Source organism: Acidovorax sp. Root568 (assembly GCF_001427445.1).
Taxonomy (GTDB): domain Bacteria; phylum Pseudomonadota; class Gammaproteobacteria; order Burkholderiales; family Burkholderiaceae_C; genus Acidovorax; species Acidovorax delafieldii.
Map to the genome: position 1 here is coordinate 45,099 of NZ_LMGP01000010.1, position 18,008 is coordinate 63,106.

General features: G+C 66.0%; 15 protein-coding genes. 8 read left to right on the plus strand and 7 right to left on the minus strand.

Annotated elements, in window-relative coordinates:
* Window positions 1–8 precede the first annotated feature (8 nt).
* The 3 genes from ASD75_RS06810 to ASD75_RS06820 all read left to right on the plus strand — a co-directional run bounded on the left by ASD75_RS06810 (window position 9) and on the right by ASD75_RS06820 (window position 2,778).
* A complete protein-coding gene (locus ASD75_RS06810) occupies window positions 9–260 on the plus strand; it encodes a hypothetical protein (protein WP_056067393.1) in 252 nt (83 codons plus the stop codon).
* 58 nt (window positions 261–318) lie between these two features.
* Window positions 319–1,710, plus strand: a complete 1,392-nt coding sequence (gene tadA / locus ASD75_RS06815) for a tRNA adenosine(34) deaminase TadA (RefSeq protein WP_056744206.1) — start codon at window positions 319–321, stop codon at window positions 1,708–1,710.
* A gap of 84 nt (window positions 1,711–1,794) precedes the next feature.
* On the plus strand, window positions 1,795–2,778 hold the full coding sequence (locus tag ASD75_RS06820) for an LD-carboxypeptidase (RefSeq protein WP_056744208.1): 984 nt from the start codon (window positions 1,795–1,797) through the stop codon (window positions 2,776–2,778).
* Between the two features lie 91 nt (window positions 2,779–2,869).
* On the opposite strand, the gene ASD75_RS06825 is transcribed toward ASD75_RS06820, so the two are convergent.
* Window positions 2,870–3,229, minus strand: coding sequence for a hypothetical protein (locus tag ASD75_RS06825; RefSeq protein ID WP_056067399.1), 360 nt, complete (start codon window positions 3,227–3,229; stop codon window positions 2,870–2,872).
* Between the two features lie 400 nt (window positions 3,230–3,629).
* Between ASD75_RS06825 and ASD75_RS06830 the strand changes: the two genes are divergently transcribed.
* The 3 genes from ASD75_RS06830 to ASD75_RS06840 all read left to right on the plus strand — a co-directional run bounded on the left by ASD75_RS06830 (window position 3,630) and on the right by ASD75_RS06840 (window position 8,256).
* Window positions 3,630–4,559 (plus strand): adenylate/guanylate cyclase domain-containing protein, encoded by a 930-nt coding sequence (locus tag ASD75_RS06830; RefSeq protein ID WP_056744210.1) that lies wholly within the window; start codon window positions 3,630–3,632, stop codon window positions 4,557–4,559.
* 113 nt (window positions 4,560–4,672) lie between these two features.
* Window positions 4,673–7,225 (plus strand): penicillin acylase family protein, encoded by a 2,553-nt coding sequence (locus ASD75_RS06835; RefSeq protein WP_056744212.1) that lies wholly within the window; start codon window positions 4,673–4,675, stop codon window positions 7,223–7,225.
* Window positions 7,226–7,242: 17 nt separating this feature from the next.
* A complete protein-coding gene (locus ASD75_RS06840; RefSeq protein WP_056744214.1) occupies window positions 7,243–8,256 on the plus strand; it encodes an asparaginase in 1,014 nt (337 codons plus the stop codon).
* A gap of 97 nt (window positions 8,257–8,353) precedes the next feature.
* On the opposite strand, the gene ASD75_RS06845 is transcribed toward ASD75_RS06840, so the two are convergent.
* On the minus strand, window positions 8,354–8,971 hold the full coding sequence (locus ASD75_RS06845) for a hypothetical protein (protein ID WP_056744216.1): 618 nt from the start codon (window positions 8,969–8,971) through the stop codon (window positions 8,354–8,356).
* Between the two features lie 233 nt (window positions 8,972–9,204).
* Between ASD75_RS06845 and ASD75_RS24235 the strand changes: the two genes are divergently transcribed.
* Complete coding sequence (locus ASD75_RS24235) at window positions 9,205–9,933, plus strand: hypothetical protein (RefSeq protein ID WP_056744218.1); 729 nt, start codon at window positions 9,205–9,207, stop codon at window positions 9,931–9,933.
* A gap of 34 nt (window positions 9,934–9,967) precedes the next feature.
* Here ASD75_RS24235 and ASD75_RS06855 read toward each other — a convergent pair whose 3' ends face one another.
* From ASD75_RS06855 to ASD75_RS06875, 5 genes are all read right to left on the minus strand, one after another.
* Window positions 9,968–11,242 carry an acyl-CoA dehydrogenase family protein gene (locus tag ASD75_RS06855; protein ID WP_056067410.1) on the minus strand — a complete coding sequence of 425 codons (1,275 nt, stop codon included), beginning with the start codon at window positions 11,240–11,242 and terminating at the stop codon, window positions 9,968–9,970.
* 52 nt (window positions 11,243–11,294) lie between these two features.
* A complete protein-coding gene (locus ASD75_RS06860; RefSeq protein WP_056744220.1) occupies window positions 11,295–12,380 on the minus strand; it encodes a phosphotransferase in 1,086 nt (361 codons plus the stop codon).
* A gap of 44 nt (window positions 12,381–12,424) precedes the next feature.
* Window positions 12,425–13,144 (minus strand): Crp/Fnr family transcriptional regulator, encoded by a 720-nt coding sequence (locus ASD75_RS06865; RefSeq protein WP_015013747.1) that lies wholly within the window; start codon window positions 13,142–13,144, stop codon window positions 12,425–12,427.
* 183 nt (window positions 13,145–13,327) lie between these two features.
* Complete coding sequence (locus ASD75_RS06870) at window positions 13,328–14,107, minus strand: oxepin-CoA hydrolase, alternative type (RefSeq protein WP_056745090.1); 780 nt, start codon at window positions 14,105–14,107, stop codon at window positions 13,328–13,330.
* 36 nt (window positions 14,108–14,143) lie between these two features.
* Window positions 14,144–15,667 carry a 3-hydroxyacyl-CoA dehydrogenase gene (locus tag ASD75_RS06875; protein ID WP_056744222.1) on the minus strand — a complete coding sequence of 508 codons (1,524 nt, stop codon included), beginning with the start codon at window positions 15,665–15,667 and terminating at the stop codon, window positions 14,144–14,146.
* 166 nt (window positions 15,668–15,833) lie between these two features.
* Here ASD75_RS06875 and ASD75_RS06880 point away from each other — a divergent pair, with 166 nt between their 5' ends.
* Window positions 15,834–17,951 carry a hypothetical protein gene (locus tag ASD75_RS06880; protein ID WP_235511558.1) on the plus strand — a complete coding sequence of 706 codons (2,118 nt, stop codon included), beginning with the start codon at window positions 15,834–15,836 and terminating at the stop codon, window positions 17,949–17,951.
* Window positions 17,952–18,008: the final 57 nt, after the last annotated feature.

Genomic DNA, 18,008 nt, shown 5'->3' on the forward strand with positions numbered 1-18,008 from the left:
GCCCAGGTATGCGCGCAATGTTTGGATTGGTCGGACTGGTGGTGGTGCTGGCCATCGTGGGCCTGCTGGCCAAGAAGCAACTGGCGGCCACGCGCGCCCCCGTGCCCGCATTGCAAACCGCCACAGGCGCGGCGGGGCCTGCGTCGGCGCCGACCGGCACGGTGCGTGAGCAGAGCCAGCAGATGCAGCAGCAGGTCAAGCAGCAGGTAGAAGGCCTGATGCAACAGGCACGCCCCATGCCCGAAGACGAGAAAAAATGAGCCAGATCGGCTTCAAGCGCTGATATTTCATGCCTTGGATGCTATTGAAAATATAGTGATGAAAACCGCCGACGATGCGCACTGGATGCGACTGGCCCTGACCGAGGCGCAAGCGGCTGCCAGCGCGGGCGAGGTGCCCGTGGGCGCCATCGTGGTCAAGGACGGCCAGGTCATCGCCACTGGCCGCAATGCCCCGGTGGAAGGCCACGACCCGACGGCCCATGCCGAGATCGTGGCCCTGCGTGCCGCGGCGCTGCGCCTGGGCAACTACCGGCTGGACGGCTGTAGTCTGTATGTGACGCTGGAGCCTTGCGCCATGTGCAGTGGCGCCATGCTGCATGCCCGCCTGGCACGGGTGGTGTTTGGTGCGATGGAGCCCAAGACGGGGGCGGCAGGCTCGGTGCTCAACCTGTTTGGGCATGCCGAGATCAACCACCAGACCGAGGTGCAGGGCGGGGTGCTGGCCGAGGAGTGCGGCGGCCTGCTGAGCCGCTTTTTTGCGCAGCGGCGCCGTCAGCAACGCGCCGAGGCATTGGCCCGCCACCCCCTGCGTGACGATGCCTTGCGTACACCCGATGCGGCTTTCGCGAACCTGCCCGGCTACCCCTGGGCTCCCCACTACGTCAGCGACCTGCCGAGTCTGGCGGGCCTGCGCCTGCACTACCTGGACGAAGGCCCCCGCGATGCACGCCGCACCTGGCTGTGCCTGCATGGCAACCCGGCCTGGAGCTACCTCTATCGCCGCATGCTGCCCACCTTTCTGGCTGCAGGCGACCGCGTGGTGGCGCCCGACCTGATCGGCTTTGGCAAAAGCGACAAGCCCAAGAAGGAAGGTGCGCACCAGTTCGAATGGCACCGCCAGGTGCTGCTGGAGCTGATCGAGCGGCTGGACCTGCGCAATGCCGTGCTGGTGGTGCAGGACTGGGGCGGCATCCTGGGCCTCACGCTGCCCATGGCGATGCCCGAGCGGTTTGGCGGCCTGCTGGTGATGAACACGCTGCTGGCCACAGGCGATGCACCGTTGCCCCAGGGCTTTGTGGACTGGCGTGCGATGTGCCGGGACAAGCCGCTGTACGGGGTAGGGCGCCTGTTGGCACGCGGCAACCCGCACCTGAGCGCTGCGGAATGCGCAGCCTACGATGTCCCCTTTCCGGACAAAGGTTACCGGGCTGCGCTGCGTGCGTTCCCCGAACGTGTCCCTGCCGCCCTGGATGACGCCGGTGCGGCGCTGTCGCGTGCAGCCCGCGATTTCTGGCAGCACCAGTGGCAAGGCCGCAGCCTGATGGTGGTGGGGGCGCAAGACCCCGTGCTGGGGCTGCCTACCATGCGGGCGCTGCAACACAACATCCGTGGATGCCCCGAGCCGGTGGTGCTGCCCCATGCGGGCCACTTCGTTCAGGAGCATGGCGAGGCCATTGCTGCACAGGCTGTGGAATACTTCACGCACTGATGTGCCCGATGGCGCCCCATGACCGCATGGGGCAGCGGGCATCCCCCCTGTTTTCGGAGCAGGCCCCACCGGGGCCTGAGCGCTTTGCACGACCACCATCACGATCCCTCGCAGTGCGACCACGACCACGGTCCCAAGCACATCTACATCTACTCGCCTTCCAGTGCAGTGCGCGACAAGGCCGCCTTCAAGCGGGGCATCGCCCGTCTCAAGGCCCAGGGCCATGAGGTGGAGGTGGATGTGGACGCGCTGGCCACACACACACGCTTTGCGGGCGACGACGCCACCCGGTTGGCCGCCATCCACCGTGCGGCGGCCAGTGGTGCCGATGTGGCGCTGATCTCGCGCGGGGGCTATGGCCTCACGCGCATCCTGCCGGGCGTCCGCTACAAGGCGGTGGCCAAGGCCATCGAAAAGGGCACCCACTTCGTGGGCGTGAGCGACTTCACCGCCTTCCAGCTCGCCGTGCTGGCCAAAACCGGGGCCACCACCTGGGCGGGGCCGTCGCTGGGGGCCGATTTTGGCGTAGAGGGCGCGCCCGACGACATCATGGAAGCCTGCTTTGACGACCTGCTGACCGGCCACGGCGAAGGCACGGGCTGGCGCATGCACAAGGAAAAGCCCCATGCCACTACCGGCAAGCCTGCTGTGCCCAACGTCTATGTGAAAAGCGCCACCCTGTGGGGCGGCAACCTGGCGGTGCTGGCTTCGCTGGTCGGCACGCCGTACTTCCCGCAGGTCAAGGGTGGGGTGCTGTTTGTGGAGGATGTGCACGAGCATCCCTACCGCGTTGAGCGCATGCTGACCCAGCTGCTGCACGCCGGTGTGCTGGCCCAGCAAAAGGCCGTGGTACTGGGGCAGTTCACCAACTTCAAGCTGGCGCCGCACGACAAGGGCTACAAGCTGCAGTCGGTGGTGGACTGGCTGCGCACCCAGATCAAGGCGCCCGTGCTGACCAACCTGCCGTTTGGGCATGTCGAGACCAAGGTGCTGCTGCCCGTGGGGGCAACGGTGTCGTTGTCGGTGGAAGAGCGCGATGCGCTGATCTATTGGGGCCACCAGCACTGAACAGGCGGCGCTAACCTGGGGCCGCTGCGTGGCACGATGTAAGTGCGGCGTGGTGACCGGCCCCGGCTGTCAGGGCTGCAATCTCAGAGTTTCAGAGGTGCGCGCGGGGTGCGTTGGGCATTTGTGGCACCCGCAGCGACAGCGGCAACTGCCCCTGGAACATCGGCGTCACCTGGTCCAGCACCGTCTGCGCGATGGCCTCGCCGCGCAGCAGGGTGAGCGTGTCAAGCAAATCGCTGCGCAGGTACCACAGCGCTTCAATGTCGCCCGCATAGCGTAGGCGCATGTTCATGCGCGCCACTTCGCAGCCGGTCAACCCCATCAGGCTGTGCAGCATGGCACGCCGCACCTCTTCCAGACCCTGGTCGCGCACCCAGGCCGTCGATGACGGCTTGTCACGACCGAGCAGGTCGTGCAGGTTGTTGCGGAGATTGGGCTTGTTCCAGCGCATGGACGGCGGGCTGTGCGATTTTTGTAACAGGGTCGATTAAAGTAAGCGGGAGTGAGGTTTGACGCAAGGGTGGCGCTCCTGTTTTTGCATAAAGACAACACGGCGCCCCCGTTTGTTGCGAACTTTTACGCAATTCATCGCGAATGCTTGCGGCGGCCTGACGCGAGGCAACCACGCGAACAGGTGCGCGGCTCGGCGTGCGCTTTGCCGGGTCTTCAGGCACCCAAGATGCGCACCCACCGCACCTACCGCCGCCATCAGCGCCTGCAGTGAGGCCGCAAGTACTGGCGTGCGTGGACCGCAAAGACCTTGGCAAAGGATTGTTGACGCTTTGATAGATGCGTCTTCGTTGAGCTTGCACTAAACTGGTTCACATGATGTTACTAATCGGCCATCGTTCATGAGTGTGTTGTCAACGGTGGTCTTCGCCGACATTTCGGGCAGCACCTCGTTGTATGAAACGCTGGGCAACGAGCGCGCCACCGAGGCGGTGACGCAGGTCACGCAGTGGATCAGTGACACCATCGAGGCGCATGCGGGGCGCGTGGTCAAGAAGCTGGGCGACGGTGTGTTGTGTGTGTTTGGTGATGCGGCCAGTGCCGTGACTGCCACCACCCACATGTTGCGCCAGCACCAAGCGCGTCTGGACCGGTGGCCGCAGCCGCTGCGCATGGACATCCGCGTGGGAGTGGCCAGTGGCGAGGTGGTCGATGTGGATGGCGACTGTTACGGTGATGCCGTCAATGTGGCCTCCCGCCTGTGCGAGCGCGCGGGCCCCGCCGAAATCTGGGCCACCGAGACGACTGTGCTGCTGGCAGGGGCGGCTGCCGATGTGTGGTACCGCAAGCTGGGCCTGATGGAAATCCGTGGCAAGGCCGAGCTGCAGATGCTCTACCAGGTGGAGTGGCGCGAGAACGAAGAGCCCGATTCGCTCACCATGCAGGCGGCGCTGGTCAGCAGTTTTGCTCCGGCCGATTCCATCCTGGGGCAGATCCAGTTTTCCTGGCATGGGGTGGACATGTCGTTCACTTCGTCGGATGCGCCCGTGCATGTGGGGCGCGCCAACCATGCCCAGCTGTGCATCAATGACCCCCGCGTTTCACGGCTGCATGCGCGCATCGACTGGCGCAACAGCGGCTTTGTGCTGACCGACATGAGCAGCTTCGGCACCTGGGTGCGGTTTGACGGCAGCGACTCGCCAGTGCGGCTGCGCCGCGATGCCTGCATCCTGCATGGCACGGGGCAAATTGCGCTGGGGGTTCCCTTTACCGAGTCCAGTGCTCCGATCATGAACTTTCAGGTCGCCGGCACCAGCGTTCATCTGGGCTGAGGCCGTCGGCTGCCGCCGACAGCTGTCACAGCGCGGCGGGCTCCCGGTCAGCGCGCAGCCCTTTCACTTCCGAACCCACACAAACAACCCAGAACAATCAGGAGACACGAGACATGGCGTGGATGAAGCGAACGGCCGTCGGGCTGGTGGTGGCGGCCTTGCTGGCTGGCACGGGGGCTGCCGTGTATGTACAGCGCAGCTTTGCGACACTGGATGGCAAGTTGGTCGTGAAGGGCCTGCGCCAGGCCGTGCAGGTGCAGCGCGATGGCGCAGACGTCACCCACATCCGCGCGCAGAGCCCGCAAGACGCCTGGTTTGCGATGGGCTACGTGCATGCGCAGGAGCGCACCTGGCAGCTGGAGTTCAACCGTCGCGTGATGCACGGCGAGCTGTCCGAAGTGTTTGGGCCTGCCACGCTGGAGACCGACAAGCTCATGCGCACGCTGGACATCATGGGCACGGCTAAGCGGCAGTATGCAGGCCTGCCGTTGTATGCCCAGGAGGCCCTGCAGGCCTACAGCCAGGGCATCCACGCCTTCCACCAGAACCGCCCCCAGGCGCTGCCGCCGGATTTCCATATCCTGGGCGTTCAGCCCGGCGGGACCACGGGCGCCGTGTGGGAGCCTGAGGACAGCGTGGGCTGGGCGCTGATGATGGCGCTGGACCTGGGCGGCAACTGGGGCAACGAGTTTGCGCGGCTGTCCATTGCGAAAACGCTGGACACCGAGCGTTTGTGGCAACTGATGCCACCGTACCCGGGCGAGCGCCCCGCAGCCTCGGCCGACCTGGCCGCGTTGTACCGGCAGCTGGGGGTGTACCGGGCCACCGATGCCAGCGCTTCTGTTGCACCGGCGGCCGCCGCTGAACCGGTCGACCGGGGGGCTGCATCTGCCGCGCTGGGTGACGGGCCTTTGTCCCGCCAGATCAGTGCCGGCATGCTGGCCTGGGCTGACGAACTGACCCGCAACGCAGGTACCAACGAGGGTAAGGGCAGCAACAACTGGGTGCTGGCGGGCACCCGCACCGTCAGTGGCAAACCGTTGCTGGCCAACGACCCGCACCTGGGCCTGTCGGCACCTGCCATCTGGTACTTTGCGGGCTTGCAGGCACCTGCGGGCCAGGCGTCTGACGGCACCCCCATGGGCGCCATCGACGCGGTGGGCGCCACCTTGCCCGGCATGCCTTTCGTGGTGCTGGGCCGTACGGACAAAGTGGCCTGGGGCTTCACCAACACGGGCCCCGATGTTCAGGACCTGTACCTGGAGCAGATCAACCCCGCTGATGCCTCGCAGTACCGCACGCCCGAAGGCTGGGCACCCTTCACGGTGCGCAACGAAACCATCCGTGTGAAAGGGCAGGCCGACGTCGCCCTGAAAGTGCGCAGCACCCGGCATGGCCCTGTGTTGAGCGATGCGCAGAAGTCGCATGCGGACGTGCTGGACCTCGGCAAATACGTGCTGGCGCTGCGCTGGAGCGCGCTCGATGCCGACAACCAGACGGTGCTGGCGGGCCTCCAGACCAACCAGGCGAAATCGGTGGACGCGTTGTTCGCGGCCCTGTCGCACTACCACTCGCCGATGCAGAACGTGGTGGCGGCCGATGACCAGGGCAACATCCGTTTCAAGGCCGCAGGCCGCGCACCTGTGCGAGACCCGGCCAACGACATCCGGGGCGTGGCGCCCTCACCGGGCTGGGATGCGCGGTACGACTGGAAGGGCTGGCTGCCGTATGACCAGACGCCCGAGGACAACGGCGCCCGGGGCTGGATTGCCACCGCCAACCAGCGGGTGACCGCGCCGGACTATCCCCACTACCTCACCCAAGACTGGGCCTTGCCCTACCGCTACGAACGCATTGCGCAGCTGATCGAGGCGACCGACAAGCACGATGCCGCGAGCATGCAGGCCATTCACCGCGATGTAACGTCGCTGGCCACGCGCAGGCTGCTGCCCTATCTGCAGCAGGCCAAGTCATCACACCCCCTGGCCGCAGCTGCGCAACAGCAGCTCCAAGGCTTTGACGGTGTGATGGATGCGGGCAAGGCTGCGCCCCTGGTGTTTGCCGCATGGACCGACGAGCTGGCGCGTGGCCTGATCGTGCCGCGCATCGGTGACGCGCGGTTTACCGCCACCTACGGCAAGCGCGACTACCGGGCCGCGCTGGAAGGCATCCTGGAGCGTAACGACCCCTGGTGGTGCCAGCCCGCATCGTGTGCAGAGCAGTCGGCCGCAGCCCTGGGACGCGCGCTCGACCGGCTGCAGGCGGCGTACGGCGCAGACCCCGCGCAATGGCGTTGGGGCGCGGCGCACCCGGCACTCAGCGTGCACCGGCCATTTGGCAATGTGCCTGCACTGGCCCGCTTTTTTGACGTGAGCGAGCCATCGCATGGCGACGCCTACACCGTCAACGTGGGGCAGTACAACGCGGGCGAAGCCAAGGGGCCGTTTGTGAACCGCCACGCCGCATCGCTGCGCGCGGTGTACGACCTGGCCGACCTGGAGCAGTCGCGCTTCATCTACCAGACCGGACAAAGTGGCCTGGTGTTTTCGCCGCGTTACCGCGACATGAGCAGCACCTGGGCGCAGACGGGCTACCGCGCGTTGCAGCGCCAGCCCGCAAGCTGGGCCCATGAGCTGACGCTGGCCCCCGCACCGGCGGCGCAGTAGTCACGCTGGAGATCACCATGGGTTTTGTTCCGCTGATCGAGGTGACCCGGGGCGACCTCGCCGAATGCCAGCACTGGGGCGCCGTGGCGGTGTCCGACCGCCATGGCCGTGTGCTGGCGCAGGTGGGCGACCCGTACACGGTCACGTTCACGCGCTCCACCATCAAGGCATTTCAGGCCCTGCCGTTCATGCAGTCTGGCGGCGCCCAGGCGCTGGGCTGGGGCGCGGGCGAACTGGCCCTGCTGTGCGCCAGCCACAACGGCGAGGCCATGCATGTCGAGCAGGTTGAGCACATGCTGGGCAGTGTGGGGCAGAGCTACCACGCCCTGCGCTGCGGCTGCCACCCGCCACTGTTTGCCGAGCTGGGGCTGGGTTCGCTGCCGGACGGCTTTGTGCCTGACGAACGCCACAACAACTGCAGCGGCAAACACGCCGGTTTTGTCGCCCATTGTGTGCGGCAGGGCTGGCCGCTCGACAACCATCTGGACCCTGCGCACCCGTTGCAGTGGGCGATTCGCGAGCGGGTGGCGCAGGCAGTGGGGCTGGGGCCTGAGCAACTGGTCATGGGCATCGATGGCTGCTCCGCCCCCAACTACGCCATGCCGCTCGCGCACCTGGCCCGGGGCTATGCGCGCCTGGCAGGTGGGGCGCCCGACACGGATCTGGACCAGAGCCTGACCGCACTGGCCGATGCCATGGTGCAACGCCCGGAGCTGGGCTCCGGCACCGGCCGGCACGACCTGGATTTCATGCGGGCAGGGCAGGGCGACTGGGTCTCAAAGACCGGGGCCGACGGGGTGCAGGTGGTGGGCAGCCGCAGCCGTGGCGAGGCATTTGCCCTCAAGATCATGGACGGCAACATGACGGCGCAGGTGGCGGCTGCCGTGGAGGTGATGGACCATCTGGGATGGCTGGACGCCACCCAGCGAGAGGCCCTGGCGCTGCGCAGAAACGCGGTCATCCGCAATGCCAAGGGGCTGGTGGTGAGCGGCCGGCGGCCGGTCTTTCGCTTGCAACGCGCAGCGGCTTGAGCCTGGGCGACGTTTGGGTGGCTACCGCCGGAAGTGCCGGTTCCTGCTCCCACGGCGTCCTGGGCAGAGAATTTGCGTGAAATCGGCCGGTAGCGCACTATTCATATGTGCTGGCTGCTTCAAAAAATGTAGCAAAAGGCTCCGTGTCGGGCAGCACGTAGATCACCCCTGGTGCCCGCCCGAACCAAGGCGCGATGAACTGGTCGTAAAACGCGGCAGGTGCGTTCACGCAGCCGTAGCTGATGCGTTTGTCCCGTGCGCCGGGGCTCGCCAGGCGCTGCAGGCGGCGCTCTGCGGCGCTCACGCTGCGCACCCGGTGCAGTGAGACGGCAGCGTCGTAGTCGATCCACACAATGTCTTCACCCTGCAGGTTGCGGCCGGGCTCGGTCACAAAGCGGCCTGCAGGGGTGGTACGTTCGTGCGGGCGGATGTGGGACAGAGGCTTGGCCCCGATGCCCAGGGCTGAGCGGTCACCCGCAGCGGCCCCCAGCAGCACGGGCGCGCTGCCGAGCCACTGGGCCTGGGCAGAAAACACGTGGATGCGCGCGGCTGGCTTGTCGATCACGGAAAACGGCAAGCCCTGGTGATCGGCCGTTGCGGTGGACCAGCGCACAAGCTGGCGCACCCGGGCCGATGCGTCGTCGGGCAGTGCCAGGGCAATCCCCGGTGCGACGAGCGCACCAGCCAGGGTGATCAGGGCAAGTCTGCGGTCCATAGAGAAGAGCATGTGGGCTGTTCAGATCGCCAAAAGTGAATGCGGCGGGGTTGCTCCGGCGCGGAGCAGTGCCCATGCGCGTGGGCAGTGGCCGCACCAGCCGTTCGCCGCTTTGCCCTTCCGGCATGGTGAACCAGGTCACAGAAGGCGTTCCGCCGGTTTGCCGCAGCGGCCGATGCCCCCAATAATGCCTGCATCCGTGACTTCCGCGAAGCCTTGGGCTTCGAATCGCCATGTTTGACCGCCTTCGCAAAGCGCTGCATCTGCCCGGTGGCCCGAATGCCGCACAGCCCGTGTCCAACCAGGAGGTGGTGCGTTGGGCGGCCACCCAGCGCCTGGCGGTGGTGCCGCAGGCGGTGGACGGGCATTTTGACCTGGGGGGCGACCTGAATGGCCACCCGTGGCGGCTGGAATGCGGCAACCCAACGCGTGACTATGTGCGCGGCCTGGAGTTGCGGGGGCGCGCCGACCTGGGGGTGGACCCGGACGCGGCGGTGATGGTGCTCAACCGCCCCTTGCAGGAGTCCCTGGAGGGCAATGCCTACAACGCCATCACCGACACCCTGCAGACCACGGTGAATGCCAGCCTGCCCGAGGAAATGCGCTGGCTGGCGATGTTTGAAGAGGTGACCTGGCCGGGCCTGCCCGCCTCGTTTCGCCAGCACTTTGCGGTGGTGGCGGAGCGCATGGAGACCGCGCAGCGCTGGATCCATGCGCCGGTGGTGTCCCAGTTGCTCAACGTCGTGGAAGGTGAGGGCGGGGCGGTGCGGGCGCAGTCGCCGCTGCTGTTGATGCTGGTACGCGGCAAGGTGTATCTGCGCATGGAGCACACGCAGCGCAGCCTGACGGAGATCGCCCAGGCCACGCAGTTGCTGCTGGCGGCTGCCCAAGGGGCATTGCAGAACCTGCCGCCCCCTCCGCCTGCGGGTGTGCCGACGGAAGGCGCTGCAGGCCCGCAGTAGGGCCTGCGGGTGTCAGGCCCTACGGAGGTTGGCGTCAGCTGCCGCGGGTGACCGGCACGGCGGCGTCGCGGCCGTAGGTGCCGTACTTGCCCAGCTCCCACTTGGCAATGGCGTTGCGGTGCACTTCGTCCGGGCCGTCGGCAAAGCGCAGGGTGCGCGCACCGGCGTAGGCATAGGCCAGCGGGAAGTCGTCAGACATGCCGCCACCGCCGTGCACCTGCATGGCCCAGTCGATGACCTGGCAGGCCATGCTGGGGGCCACCACCTTGATCATGGCAATCTCTGTCTTGGCGACCTTGTTGCCGGCCACGTCCATCAGCCAGGCAGCCTTCAGGGTGAGCAGGCGGGCCATGTCGATCTTGCAGCGGGCCTCGGCAATGCGCTCCTGTGTCACGGTCTGCTGGGCCACGGTCTTGCCAAAGGCCACGCGTGACGATGCACGCTTGCACATCAGCTCCAGCGCACGTTCGGCCAGGCCAATGAGGCGCATGCAGTGGTGAATGCGTCCAGGGCCCAGGCGGCCCTGGGCGATCTCGAAGCCACGGCCTTCGCCCAGCAGGATGTTGGAGACGGGCACACGCACGTTTTCGAAGGTCATCTCGACGTGGCCGTGTGGGGCGTCGTCGTAGCCCAGAACATTGAGCGGACGGATGATCTTGATGCCAGGGGCGTCGGCGGGCACCAGCACCATGCTCTGCTGCGAATGGCGCGGGGCTTCGGGGTCGGTCTTGCCCATGGTGATGAACACGGCGCAGCGCGGGTCGGCGGCACCAGAGATCCACCACTTGCGGCCGTTGATCACGTACTCATCGCCCTGGCGCTCGATGCGGGTCTCGATGTTGGTGGCGTCGCTCGATGCCACATCGGGCTCGGTCATGGCGAAGGCCGAGCGGATCTTGCCTTCGAGCAGGGGCTTGAGCCAGCGGGCCTTGTTGGCTTCGTCGCCGTAGCGGGCAATGGTTTCCATGTTGCCGGTGTCGGGCGCGGAGCAGTTGAACACCTCGCTGGCCCATGGCACGCGGCCCATGATTTCGGCCAGCGGTGCGTATTCCTGGTTGGTCAGCCCGGCACCTGCATAGCCGGATGCTGCGGCGCTGTCGACCGGCAGGAACAGGTTCCACAACCCGGCGGCCTGGGCCTTGGGCTTGAGGTTCTCGATGGTGTTCAGCGCGCTCCAGCGCTTGCCTGCGACGGTGTTGGCGGCCAACTCATCCTTGTAGGCAGACTCGTTCGGATAGATGTGGTCATCCATGAACTGGAGCAGCTTGGCCTGCAGTTCCTTGGTTTTGGGCGAGTAGTCAAAGTCCATGGGTTTCTTCTCCGTTGGTAATCGTGGGCGGCGCTGGTGTTGCGTCGTGTGTTCAGCCGCGTTGCGCGAAGGACCATGCCAGCTGGGCCATGGGTCGTGCGGTGTCGCCCGAGGCCTTGGCCTGGGCGCTGGAGGCCGTGCCAGCCTCTACCCGCTTGGCAATGCCCTGCAAAATGGCGGCGATGCGGAACATGTTGTAGGCGAGGTAGAAGTTCCAGTCGGCACGCAGCGCATCGGGGGTGGTGATGCCGGTGCGCTCGCAGTACAGGCGGATGTAGGTGTCTTCGTCGGGAATGCCCAGTGCGCCCAGGTCCAGCCCCGCAATGCCACGCCCCAGCGAGGCAGGAATGTGCCAGCTCATGCAGTGGTAGCTGAAGTCCGCCAGCGGATGGCCCAGTGTGGACAGCTCCCAGTCGAGCACGGCGATCACGCGGGGCTCGGTGGGATGGAACATCAGGTTGTCCAGGCGGTAGTCGCCGTGCACGATGGACACATGGCCCTCGTCCCGTGCGCTGGCGGGCATGTTGGCGGGCAACCATTCCATGAGGCGGTCCATCTCTTCGATGGGCTGCGTGATGGAGGCCACGTATTGCTTGCTCCAGCGGCCGATCTGGCGGTCAAAGTAGTTGCCGGGCTTGCCGTAGTTGGCCAGGCCTCGGTCTGCAAATTTCACCGTGTGCAGCGCTGCGATCACCCGGTTCATCTCGTTGTAGATGTCACCGCGCTCAGCTGGCGTCATGCCGGGCAGGGACTGGTCCCACAGCACGCGGCCCTGCATGCACTCCATCACGTAGAAGGCGCGCCCAATCACCGACTCGTCCTCGCACAGCACAAACATGCGCGGCACGGGAACGTCGGTGCCGTACAGGCCGCTCATCACCGCAAACTCGCGCTCGATGGCGTGGGCAGAAGGCAGCAGCTTGGCCACGGGCCCGGGCTTGGCTCGCATCACGTAGCTGGCGCCGGGGGTGATGAGCTTGTAGGTGGGGTTGGACTGCCCGCCCTTGAACATCTCTACCGTCAGCGGGCCCGCAAAGCCCTCCATGTTCCTGGAGAGCCATGCAGTCAGCGTTTCGATGTCAAAGGCGTGCTGATCGGAAACAGGGCGGGTGCCGACGAAATGGTCAAAGTTGCTCATGGAGGCGGATGAAGGTTCTGGCTGTCAGTGATGGGGTAAGTGAGTCAGTTGTCGGCTTCAGCGATGCGCATCAGGGCTTCGCGGTCCCGCACCACCAGGCCGCCCGGCTCGATGCGGATGGCGTCTTCGCGTTCCATGGCCTTGAGTTCCTGGTTCACGCGTTGCCGCGACGCACCCAGCAGTTGTGCCAGTTCTTCCTGCGCCAATTGCAGGCTGATCCGCATTTCGCTGCCGTCCGACAGGCTGGGCACGCCGTAGCTGCGCACCAGGTGCACCAGCTGCTTGGCCAGGCGCGATCGCAGGGGCAGCGTGTTGAGGTCTTCCACCAGCCCGAACAGCTGGCGAATGCGCCGCGCATGCAGGCGCAGCATCGCTTCGTACAGCTCGGTGTGCACGGCCAGGATCTTGCGAAAATCGGCCTTGGCCACACACAGGATCGTGGTGTCGCCGTGCGCGTAGGCGTCGTGCGTGCGCCGGTCCCCATCGAAGATCGCCACGTCGCCGAACCAGATGCCCGGCTCCACATAGGTCAGCGTGATCTGCTTGCCCGAGATGGATGTGGAGCTCACCCGCACTGCACCGCGCGCGCAGGCAATCCACTCCTCGGGCGGGTCGCCGCGTGCGGCGATGAGGCCGCCGTCCTTGAAGCGTTTGACGTATGCACATCGCAGGATGTCGTGGCGTAGCGAAGGTGAGAGTGATGAAAACCAGCGACCGGAGTTGATCGCTTCACGTTCTTCGATAGTAAGAATCGGGTCGTCCATGGCCTGTCTTTTGGGTGACTAGAAACAGGCCCATTGTCGCGTCAGGGACCTGCGCAATGCGTCAGGGTTGTCACCTGCGTGTCTGCGCGTAGGCCAAAAGAAAACCCCCGGCGCTGGGTGGCAGCGTACCGGGGGTTGATGGGTCTGCGACGGTGGATGCGTCGAGGCGTTTGTGGTGCAGCGCTACTCGTAGCGGGGCACGCGCTTTTCCAGAAATGCGGAGATGCCTGCGCCGCCATTGGCGTGGTGCAGGTTCTTCACGAAGTGGTCGCGCTCATGGCCCAGGTGGTGCGTGAGCTGGGCATGGGGAGCCTCGTTCAGCAGCTCCTTGATGCTGGCCAGTGCATTGGGTGCACGGGCATTGAGCTGCTCAGCCAGCGCCAGGGCGGTGTCGAGTGCATTGCCTGCTTCGGCAAGGCGGTTGACCAGGCCCAATGCGTGCAGGCGTTCTGCGCCGATGCGGTCCCCGCACATCAGGATCTCGGTGGCAATCTGGCGGGGCAGCGCGTGGGCCAGGCTCCAGCTGGCGCCGCCATCGGGCGACAGGGCCACGTTGCTGTAGGCCATCACAAACACGGCATTGCGGGCCGCCACGATGAAATCGCAGGCCAGTGCCAGCGAAAACCCTGCACCGGCCGCAGCGCCCTCCACGGCGGCGATCACCGGCTTGGGGTAGGTGCGGATGGTCTCGATCCAGTTGTGCAGGCCCTCGATGCTTTGTGCCTGCACCTGCGGCGCTTCCTGGCGGTTGGCCAGCAGGCGCTGCAGATTGCCGCCCGAGCAGAACATGCCATCGGCGCCCGTGATGACCACGCTGCGGATGTCGGGGCTGCTTTCGGCCACGCCCAGTGCTTCCACACCCGCGGCATACATCACCGGGTCGATGGCATTGCGCCGCTCGGGGTTGCGAAGGGTCAGGATCAGGGTCTGGCCCTGGCTGGTGCTCTGGAGTTCTGCGGGCATGGTGGTGTTCAGTGAGGTGGCCGTGGTGCTTGGCAATCAGTCTTCTTCGACATGGCTCAGGCTCAGGCCAATCGCACCCCTTCGGCGCAGCCATGGGCTGGGGCGGTAGCGCGTGTCGCCGTACACAGTCTGCATGTTGAACAACACCTCCAGGATGTTGGTGGGGCCCCAGCGGTCACCCATTGCCAGGGGGCCCAGTGGGTAGCCCAGGCCCAGGGTCACGGCGGTCTCAAGATCCTTGGGGGTGCAAATGCCTTGCTGGCAGATGTCGCTGGCGATATTCACGATGGTGGCCACCACGCGCTGCGCGACGAAACCACCGCTGTCACGGATCACACTGACAGCCTTGCCGTCGCGCGCAAACAGGGCATGCGCAGCGTTGCGGATGTCAACGCGCGTGGCGGGGTTGGTGGCCAGCACGCGGCGCTTGGTCGCGGCGTCATCGATGAGCATGTCGATGCCGATGGTTCGGGCCGGGTCTAGCCGCTCCACCACCGCGACGGTGGTCACGTCAAAGCCCAGTGGGGCAACCAGCGTGATGGCCTGGGGGGAGGGGGATTGGCCGGTTTCGATGGTGGCCCCCAGGTCCTTGAGCAACTGGTACAGCTCGGCCCGGCGTGCAGCGCGCGGGGACACCCACACCGGCGGAATGTCGTTGACCACGGGGGCCGGCGCCTCGGCAGGCACCTGCGCCATGCCTTCCACGTAGCGATAGAAGCCTTCGCCCACCTTCTTGCCCACCACGCCCCCCGCCAGACGTTGCGCGGTGATCACGCTGGGGCGGAAACGGGGTTCGTCGTAGTACTGGCGGTAGATAGACTCCATGACCGGGTGCGACACGTCCAGCGCCGTCAGGTCCATCAACTCGAAGGGCCCCAGCTTGAAGCCGACCTGGTCGCGCAGGATGCGGTCGATGGTGGCGAAATCGGCCACACCTTCGCCCACGATGCGCAGGGCCTCCGTGCCGAAGCCGCGCCCCGCGTGGTTCACGATGAAGCCAGGGGTGTCCTGCGCCTGTACAGGGGTATGGCCCATTTCCTTGGCATACGCGGCCAGCGCAGTGCAGATCGCTGGATCTGTCTTGAGGCCCGCGATCACCTCCACCACCTTCATCAAAGGCACGGGGTTGAAGAAGTGGAACCCGGCTAGGCGTTCGGGGCGCTTGAGCGCTGCGCCAATGGCCGTCACGGACAGAGAGGACGTGTTGGTGGCCAGCACCGCATCGGCGCGCACCACCCCTTCCAGTTCGACGAAGAGGGCCTGTTTGGCATCCAGCCGCTCCACGATGGCTTCCACCACCAGATCGCAGGCCGCGAGGTCTGCCGCTGTTTTGACGGGGTGCAGCCGCGCGGTCAGCGCTGTGGCTTGGTCCGCTTCGATCCGGCCCTTGGCGACCAGCTTGTTCCATTGCTCCTGCAGGGCGGCCCGTGCGGCGTCGGCGGCTCCGGGGTTGGCGTCCAGCAGAAAAACCTGGCTGCCAGCCTGGGCAGCAATTTGTGCGATGCCTCGGCCCATGGCACCGGTACCCACGATGGCGATGTTGGGAAACTGAATTTTCATAGCGGCATTATGGCTCTGGCCTTATCTGGGTCTTATGTGCAAGAATCCTCCGGACCGAAAAACAGAATTGATTGTGAAAATCCGTAACACCGTTTTTGGACCAGGATTGTGGGCGCTTGCAGCCGGTGCTTCGGCGCTGTCCCTGGGCAATGGTAGTGGTACGGTCGTGTTGGGCGCCCCGGTCGATCTCTCGTTCGAGTTGCAGCCCGACCCGGGCACGGATGTCGCATCGTCCTGCGTCACGGCCAAGCTGGTGGCAGGCGACAACGCCATCAGTGACAACAAGGTGCGCGTGGTCCCATTGCCCGAGGTGCGTGGGCGTCCTTCAGGGGTCCGCGTGCTGGCCTCGGTATCGCTGGATGAACCGGTTCTCACCGTGACCCTGACCGCAGGGTGCAACGGAAAAACCACGCGCAGCTACACCTTCCTCTCGGATTTGCCGACCACCGTCACCCGGTCCGCCTCTGCATCCCCGGTGGACTTGGCGCGGCTTCCTGCAGCAACCCCCAGCGCAGCTTCAGAGTCACAGCGTTCGCCTTCACAGGGCAGTGGCAGTGCATCTGCGGCTGCCGCCGGTGCTATGCAGGCCACCAGGCCCCGTGACAAGGCGCCTGCACTGGCAAGGGCCTCGGGCTCGCCCTCCGCTGAGAGCCGCGCTCCCGGCTCTGCAGCTGCCGCACGGCCTTCCGTGCGTGTGGGCACGGCAGCACCTGGCAAGTCGGTGGTGGCCGCTGCACCTGCAGCGCGCTCGCGTTTGGTGGTTGAGCCCCTGGATACCTGGCTGGACAGTCCTGTGGCGTTGCGCTCTACCGCGCAGCTACCCACGGCGCCTTCTGAAGAGATGTCGGCCCTGCGCACCCAGGCCGCCGCGTTGTGGAGGTCGTTGAACGCGCAGCCGGAAGAATTGCAAAAAGACGGCGAACGGTTGAAGGCGCTGGAATCAGACACCGCCGCATTGCGAGCACAGGCCGCCAAGGACCGTGGAGCCGCTGGCCAGTTGCAGCAGCAGCTGGAGGCGATGGAGCAGGCGCGTTTTCCTGCGACGGTGGTATATGCCTTGGGCGGTCTGCTGGCCTTGGCCTTGGCGGGGGTGGCATGGATGTGGTCGCGGATGCGCAGCGCCTCTGACAAGGCAGTGCGTTCGTGGCGCGATTCTGTGGCCTTGGGCGCACGTGGCGATGCAGCATCGGCGCATGAAGAAGCGGTCAGTCTTACCCCCCATCCCGGCGACACCTGGCTGCCGTCTGAAACCCAGCCTCATGCCGTCGCGGCGAATCCCGAGTCCGGTGCCATGCCCCTGCGCAAGGCAGCCCCTGCGGCCGTGGAACCACGCTTCGTAGCGACCAGCCCGGCGGCGAGTGCTCCCGCTCCCTTGCAGGCGAAGTCGGTTTCCGCGCCGGCCGCCGCCTCGGTAGCGCCCCACATCGTCAACCCTGAAGAGCTGTTTGACATCCAGCAGCAGGCTGAATTTTTTGTTTCGGTGGGCGAGCACCAGCAGGCCATCGAGGTGCTGAAGAATCACATTGCCGAGCACCGCCAGACCTCTCCGTTGGCCTACCTGGAGCTATTGCGGCTGTACCACACGCTCAGCCGTGTGGATGAGTTTGCGCAGCTGCGAACGCAGTTCATGCAGTCCTTCAACGCGCAAGTGCCGGAGTTTGCGGGCTTTCACCGCACGGGCCGCATGCTGTACCACTACACCGACGCACTCGCCGAGATCGAGGCCGAGTGGACAACGCCTGCGGTGCTGGGCTTGCTGGAGAAATTCCTGTTCCGCCGCACGGGCGCTGAAGCGGTGGAGCCGTTTGATCTGGCGGCCTATGACGATCTTTTGCTGCTGCTGGCGATTGCACAGACCACGCCCGCCAGTGCGCGCGGTGCAGCGCCCCCGCGCAAGCGGACGACGCCCCTGGCACCGCCCCGGTCCGAGACCCTGGTGGCACCTGCAGCTCCTGCACCGGTGGCGTTGCACGACGACCAGCCGCTTGATTCACTGGCAGCCAGCTTGGAGTTCGAGTTCGCGATGAAGGCCCAGCAGGAGCCCGAGCCCGTGCGCTCTGCAGCCACTCCCTCCAGGCCTGCAGCAGCATTAGGCGAGGATTCGCGGGGCATTCCGCTTGACCTCGATCTGTCGGACCCACCCCACCTCACGCTGAGCGATCTGCCCCCGGTGCCCGTGACGGCGCCGCCGCCAGCGGGCCAGCCGGTCGGCTTTGGCATGGAGAACGATCTCATGGAGCTCCGCCTTGAGCTGGAGCAGATGAAGAAGCCCGACAACAAGTAGCGAGCAGGCGACCAATCGGCCTCCCGGCGACTATCCAGGTGGCGCTGCGATGGTCGT